Raw genomic sequence first — 6,542 nt, 5'->3', positions numbered from 1 at the left:
CCTCTTCAGAAACTTCCGACACTTCCGACACCTCTGCCGCCACTTCCGCCACTTCCGCCTCTTCTGGTGTCTTCTCTGGTGTAGCCGCTTCTGTAGGTGTCTCCGAGACCATTAAACCATCAGCCATCACTGATTCTTCTACCTCTTCAGAAACTTCCGACACTTCCGACACCTCTGCCGCCACTTCCGCCACTTCTAGTGTCTCTTCTTCTGTCGCCGCTTCTGTAGGTGTCTCCGAGACCATTAAATCATCAGCCATCACTGATTCTTCTACCTCTTCAGAAACTTCCGACACCTCTGCCGCCACTTCCGCCACTTCCGCCTCTTCTAGTGTCTCTTCTTCTGTCGCCGCTTCTGTAGGTGTCTCCGAGACCATTAAATCATCAGCCATCACTGATTCTTCTACCTCTTCAGAAACTTCCGACACCTCTGCCGCCACTTCCGCCACTTCCGCCTCTTCTAGTGTCTCTTCTTCTGTCGCCGCTTCTGTAGGTGTCTCCGAGACCATTAAATCATCAGCCATCACTGATTCTTCTACCTCTTCCGACACTTCCGACACTTCCGACACCTCTGCCGCCACTTCCGCCTCTTCTAGTGTCTCTTCTTCTGTAGCCGCTTCTGTCGGTGTCTCCGAGACCATTAAACCATCAGCCATCACTGATTCTTCTACCTCTTCCGACACTTCCGCCACCTCTGCCGCCACTTCCGCGACTTCCGTCTCTTCTAGTGTCTCTTCTTCTGTAGCCGCTTCTCTAGCTGCTTCCGCTTCACTTTCTGCCAACAACTCAGGCAAAAATTCCAAACGCTCATGCAGCGACTTTATCATCTGCTCAGTTTGAGACTGCATAGCTCGCACCAGTTGTTCAGTACCCGCGCGAATTTCATCATTATATTGTTCTTCCAGGTTATCAATAGCATTTTGAATCCGAGTCTCCTGATCTTGTTCAAGATCAGCGCGTAGCTTCTGAATTTCTTGTTCACTGTGCTGTCGGATATTTTCGATGGTTTCGCGAATTTCCTCTCTGGTAGTATAGTTGTCTTGCTCAAGTTGTTGCAGTTGGTTCTCATAGCCCGCGATATATTCTGCCATCTGCTGAGTGCGGTCTTGACTTTCGCTAATATCCCCATCCATATCATGAAGTTGAGTTTCATAGCCTGTTAAAGACTCACCCATTTCATTGATGCGACTTTGGCTGGCTTGTAAGTCTTGATTGACCTCTTCTAATTGAGTCTGATATGAAGTCAAAAACTCATTCAATTCCTCAACCTGGCGTTCACGGCTATGTAATTCCTCCATCAAATTTCCCAACTCTTGCTGATACCCTCTCAACTGCTGGTCAGCTTCCTGGAGTTCCTCCTCACGGCTTTGTACCTGGTTGGTAAGCTGCTCAATATGGGACTGATAATATTGAGTTAAGGATTCATTGCTTTTTGTCAATTCAGCTTCCTGTTCTTGTTTGAGCGTTTCTGTCATCTCTCGCAGTTGGCGATCGTAATCATCTCTTAGGGACTGGACCATTTCCTGAATCCTGACTTGATGGGCTTTTTCTAATTCCTCAGCCGAGAGGCGAATTTGTCGCTCATATTCTTCTCTCTGCTGGGTCAGGCGACGCTCCAACACAGTATAGCTGACCCCCAACCCAGCCAAACTGCCAATAATTAACATAATCAGTAAACTAATCAGGTCCATAGGTAATCTCCCAATTTTTGGTAAAGTTATAGAGCCATCATCTAATCAACCCAGTTTTTAATAACTCTGTGTCCCCAGAGTATCTAAATACGTTACCAGATTCTAACCGTGTCTAACACAACCCATGAAAAACCTGACCTCCTTCGCGCCCATTTACTGATCTCTGGACGGGTGCAGGGTGTCGGTTATCGATACTATACTCGCCAAGTCGCCATTCAAAAGGGAGCTAACGGCTGGGTGAAAAATTTGCCCGATGGTCGGGTCGAGGCTGTTTTTGAGGGTAGTCAAGCCCAAGTGGAGGCCATGATTAAATGGTGTTACCAAGGACCGCCCTCCGCTCAACCTACACAGGTTAAGGTAGAGTATCAGCGAGCCGAAGGACTCTACAGCTTTGATATTCTCTACCATTAGCCTCGAAATCATCCCTAGCGCGGTCTAGATCAAATTAGATCCTACTTTCAACAAATTCTTCTAGGCGCTTGAGTCCAGTTTCAATATTTTTTAAACTCGTGGCGTAGGATAGGCGAATGTGATCATCTGTTCCAAAAGCCAAGCCAGGAACTGTAGCCATTTGCTTTTCTTCTAACAAGGCATTGCAGAAGTCTACCGACCCTAAGCCGATTTTCCCGATATTGACGTACATATAAAATGCGCCGTAGGGTTTAACACAGCTAATTCCGGGAATAGCGTTCAGTAGTTCATACATCACCTGTCGGCGTTCTGCAAAGGCTTGTCGCATTGTTTCTACACAGTCGAGGGAACCTTCCAGAGCGGCGATCGCTCCATATTGAGCAAACGTGCAGACATTAGATGTACTATGGCTTTGAATCCGGGTCATCGCCCCAATAATAGTTTTATCCCCAGCCAGATAACCTAAACGCCATCCAGTCATAGCAAAGGACTTAGCGAAACCGCTACTAATCAGCGTCTGTTTATGGACTTCTGGGTGAGCGGCCGCTATACTCAGATGTTGCGCCCCATCATAGAGAATTTGGGAGTAAATCTCATCAGAGACTACCAGAATCCCCGACTCCACCACCACTTCCGCTAACGCTTTCAGTTCATCCGGGGTGTAAACCATCCCCGTCGGGTTTGACGGCGAGTTAAGGACAAATAGTTTAGTTTTCGGGGTAATCGCTTGTCGCAGTAATTCTGGGGTAATCTTATACTCGGTAGTCGCATCGGTGGGGACAATGACCGGAGTGCCATCAGCTAGTTTGACCATTTCTGGGTAGCTTAACCAGTAGGGGGAAGGTATAATCACTTCATCCCCAGCCTCGATGATCGCCATCATCAACCCGGACAGGGAATGTTTCCCGCCATTGGTGACAATGATATTTTCGGCGCTATAATTTATATTTTCCGCGCTATAATTAACACCCACCTCTTGAGTCAGACTGCGAGCGATTAATTCCCTCAGTTTGGGCTCTCCCGCTGCTGGACCGTACCGTGTCTTTCCTTCATCGAGTGCCTTTTTAGCCGCAGCGACTATGTGTTGGGGTGTGTCAAAGTCCGGTTCACCAACGCTGAAGTTGAGAACGTCGAGTCCCTCGGCTTTCATGGCCTTGGCCTTGGCTGATATCGCTAGGGTGACAGATTGGGGAACCTGTTCTACACGGGCTGCCAGCTTCATATCAAATTACTCTTTTTAGTAGTCTTAAACTAGAGATTCTACGGCGGGTGATGAATGTCTGCAACCCTAATTGTTGGGCAATGATGACATTTTTTCATTTGATTCAGGGTTTATTATCACAGATCCCGTTATTTGTCAACTATGTGAACTACAGTTGCGCTGAAAATCTAGGTCTCATTGTTCCATAAGTCTGTCATCGCATAAAGTCCGGTTGACATGATCTCAAAAAAGGTAAACCATCAAATGTTAGACTTCCGAGCTATAGATTCATTAATGTTGTATTCCTATTTCGATTCAGACACCAACGATTCTAAATCCTTCGAGTTACCAGGGGCACGCCCTCACTATAACCCCGATCGCCCTGGTCAGGTTGAGCATATTTTTCTCGACCTAGTTTTGGATATTCCCGCCCAAAGTTTTCAGGGAACTTGTACTATTACCCTAAATCCGATCCGCAGTGGTATTAATACCCTCACCCTCGATGCGGTAGATCTGGAAATTAATCAAGTTAAAATTGGTAAGCATGAGGTAGATTTTGACCATGATGGTCAGCAATTATACGTTCATCTGAACCAACCCACAGAGGTTAATCAAACCCTGAAAATAGCGATCGACTATACTGTTGATCATCCTCAACGAGGTCTATATTTTATCGGACCAAATTCAGATTATCCTGATAAACCGATTCAAGTTTGGACTCAAGGGGAAGATGAAGATTCCCGTTTCTGGTTTCCCTGCTTTGACTATCCGGGACAGTTAGCCACCTCAGAAATTAAAGTCCGGGTTCCCCAGGATTTTTTGGCGATCGCTAATGGTGAATTAATCGCCACCAAAACTAAGGGCGATCAGCAAATTTATCATTGGTTACAAAAGCAGGTTCACCCCAGTTATTTGATAGCGTTAGCGGTGGGTAAATTTGCCGAAATCAAAGAGGAGTATAATCAGATTCCGGTGGTTTATTATGTCGAAAAAAATCGCCAGGAAGATGCTCTACGGAGTATGGGAAAAACTCCAGCTATGATTGAGTTTCTCTCTCAAACTTTTGGCTATGATTATCCCTATCCGAAATATGCTCAAGTCTGTGTTGATGATTTCATTTTTGGAGGTATGGAAAATACCTCGACAACTCTGTTAACCGATCGCTGTTTGTTGGACGAACGCGCTACCCTAGATAACCGCAATACAGAAAGCTTGGTAGTCCATGAACTCGCCCATCAATGGTTTGGTGATTTGGTGGTAATTGCCCATTGGTCTCATGCTTGGATTAAGGAGGGAATGGCGACTTATTCTGAGGTACTCTGGACTGAACATGAATATGGGGCGGACGAGGCAGCTTATTACCGATTAAATGAAGCCCGTAGCTATTTTTCGGAGGATTCTTCCCGCTATAGTCGTCCGATTGTAACTCACGTTTACCGAGAAGCGATTGAACTTTATGATCGCCATCTTTATGAAAAAGGCGCTTGTGTTTATCACATGATTCGCGCCGAATTGGGAGATGAGTTATTTGCCAAAGCTATTCATACTTTTGTGCAGGATAACGCCCATAAAACTGTGGAAACGGTGGATTTATTGAGGGCGATCGAAAAGGCAACGGGACGGAATTTGCTGTTTTTGTTTGATCAATATGTCTATCGTGGGGGACATCCTAAATATAAGGTTTCCTATTCCTGGGATAATGATAGCAAAATTGCGAAGGTGACTATTAAACAAACCCAGGCGAAAGACAGTGATAAACTCAGTGAGGCTAATTTGTTTAATCTGAAAATACCTATAGGTTTTGGCTACACGAAAAAATCTAAGGGTAAATCCAAAAAGAAATCGACTCCAGTGGAGTTGAAAACGGTGACTGTACAAGTTAGCGATCGCGAACAGAGTTTTTACTTTCCTTTGGAAGAGAAACCTAACTTTATCAGTTTTGATGTGGGTAATAATTTGCTCAAAACTGTGACTTTAGATTATCCAGTAGCTGAGTTAAAAGCACAGCTTCAGTTTGACCCAGACCCGATTTCCCGGATTTATGCCGCCCAAGCCTTGGCTAAAAAAGGGAATTTGGCATCGGCTAAAGCCTTGGGTGAGGCGATGGTTTCTGAACCTTTCTGGGGAGTCCGGGTTGAAGTGGCGAAACAGTTGGTAAAGGTTAAACTGGATCAGTCTTTTGATGGCTTGGTGGCTGGCTTGAAAGATGAAAATCCACGAGTGCGGCGGGCGGTGGTTAATGCTTTGGCAGAAATTCACACGGCTGCAAGTTATCAGGCGATTAAACCTCTGGTGGAAAATGGTGATCCGAGTTATTATGTGGAGGCTAGTGCTATACAGGCGATCGCCAAAATAGCAGCGGGAAATACCGAGGATGAACCTACAGAAGCTGAGGCGATCGCTTTGTTAGAAATGGTGTTACAAGAAAGGGCTGGTTGGAATGAGGTAGTCCGGTCTGGGGCGATTTTGGGTTTGAGTCAAATGAAAACTTCGGAAATGGCTTTAAATCTGATTTTGAAATATACCGCTAATGGTGTTCCTCAAGCCCTGCGTTTAAATGCTATTTCTAGTCTAGGTCGCATTTCCACAGGTCAAAATAACATCAATCTTGAACGTATTATGCAACGGATTCAAGAACTAGCTAAAGAAGATTTCTTCTTAACTCAAATATCTGTGGTAATGGCTTTAAGCCAAATGGAAACTCCCAAGGCGATCGCTGTTTTGAATGACCTAGCAGAACAGACCATGGATGGACGGGTCAGGCGCAGGGCGGAAGAGGCTGTGCAAAAAGTCCAAAAAAATCTGGGTTCAGACAAAGCTATTAAGCAGTTACGGGAGGAACTGGACAAAATCAAAAAGGAAAATCAAGAACTACGAAGTCGCCTAGAAAACTTAGAGGCTAAAACTAAGTAATCCGCATCATATTGGGGTAATTAGTAAATTACCCCAAGGCGTAAATTCTGGTTGATATTTATTCGTGCTGATGGCTTTGTAGCCATCCCAGCAAATCATCTATCTCCGAAAAGTCTAGTAATGCTTCTCCTAACTCCTCTAATGCGGGTAATGGTAACTGATTGATTTGACCGATGACCGTTTCTGGCAAACTGCCTAATCTCCTATTGAGCAGCCGGACAATTAAGGTCTTTTCACCTTCAGTTGCCCCTTGTTGTAATCCTTGTTGTAATCCCTGTTGTAATCCTTTTTCAAGGGCTTCTTCCCAAATGTCTTGATAAATTACTG

Annotated in this window: 5 protein-coding genes; 2 read left to right on the top strand and 3 right to left on the bottom strand. The window is 45.2% G+C overall.

Annotation, left to right across the window (positions count from 1 at the left end; all coding sequences use genetic code 11):
• On the bottom strand, window positions 1–1,690 hold a 1,690-nt coding region (locus tag P5683_RS15130; protein ID WP_315669456.1), incomplete at its 3' end, for a PBS lyase.
• A gap of 108 nt (window positions 1,691–1,798) precedes the next feature.
• Here P5683_RS15130 and P5683_RS15125 point away from each other — a divergent pair.
• Window positions 1,799–2,101: an acylphosphatase gene (locus tag P5683_RS15125; protein ID WP_006670482.1), complete on the top strand. Its 303-nt coding sequence runs from the start codon at window positions 1,799–1,801 to the stop codon at window positions 2,099–2,101.
• A gap of 34 nt (window positions 2,102–2,135) precedes the next feature.
• On the opposite strand, the gene P5683_RS15120 is transcribed toward P5683_RS15125, so the two are convergent.
• Window positions 2,136–3,323, bottom strand: a complete 1,188-nt coding sequence (locus tag P5683_RS15120) for a pyridoxal phosphate-dependent aminotransferase (RefSeq protein ID WP_046319524.1) — start codon at window positions 3,321–3,323, stop codon at window positions 2,136–2,138.
• Window positions 3,324–3,596: 273 nt separating this feature from the next.
• On the opposite strand from P5683_RS15120, the gene P5683_RS15115 reads away from it, so the two are divergent.
• On the top strand, window positions 3,597–6,215 hold the full coding sequence (locus P5683_RS15115) for a M1 family metallopeptidase (protein WP_035760173.1): 2,619 nt from the start codon (window positions 3,597–3,599) through the stop codon (window positions 6,213–6,215).
• Window positions 6,216–6,273: 58 nt separating this feature from the next.
• Here the strand turns inward: P5683_RS15115 and P5683_RS15110 are convergent.
• A partial coding sequence (locus P5683_RS15110; RefSeq protein ID WP_315669455.1) for a DUF4351 domain-containing protein occupies window positions 6,274–6,542 on the bottom strand: 269 nt, incomplete at its 5' end.

The organism is Limnospira sp. PMC 1279.21 (genome assembly GCF_032349615.1).
GTDB lineage: Bacteria > Cyanobacteriota > Cyanobacteriia > Cyanobacteriales > Microcoleaceae > Limnospira > Limnospira fusiformis.
This window is presented reverse-complemented; position numbering and strand designations above follow the sequence as displayed.

Coding starts and splice junctions, on each gene's coding strand:
- P5683_RS15120 (WP_046319524.1), bottom strand. CDS start 3,323: ATGAAGCTGGCAGCCCGTGTAGAACAGGTTCCCCAATCTGTCACCCTA.
- P5683_RS15115 (WP_035760173.1), top strand. CDS start 3,597: ATGTTGTATTCCTATTTCGATTCAGACACCAACGATTCTAAATCCTTC.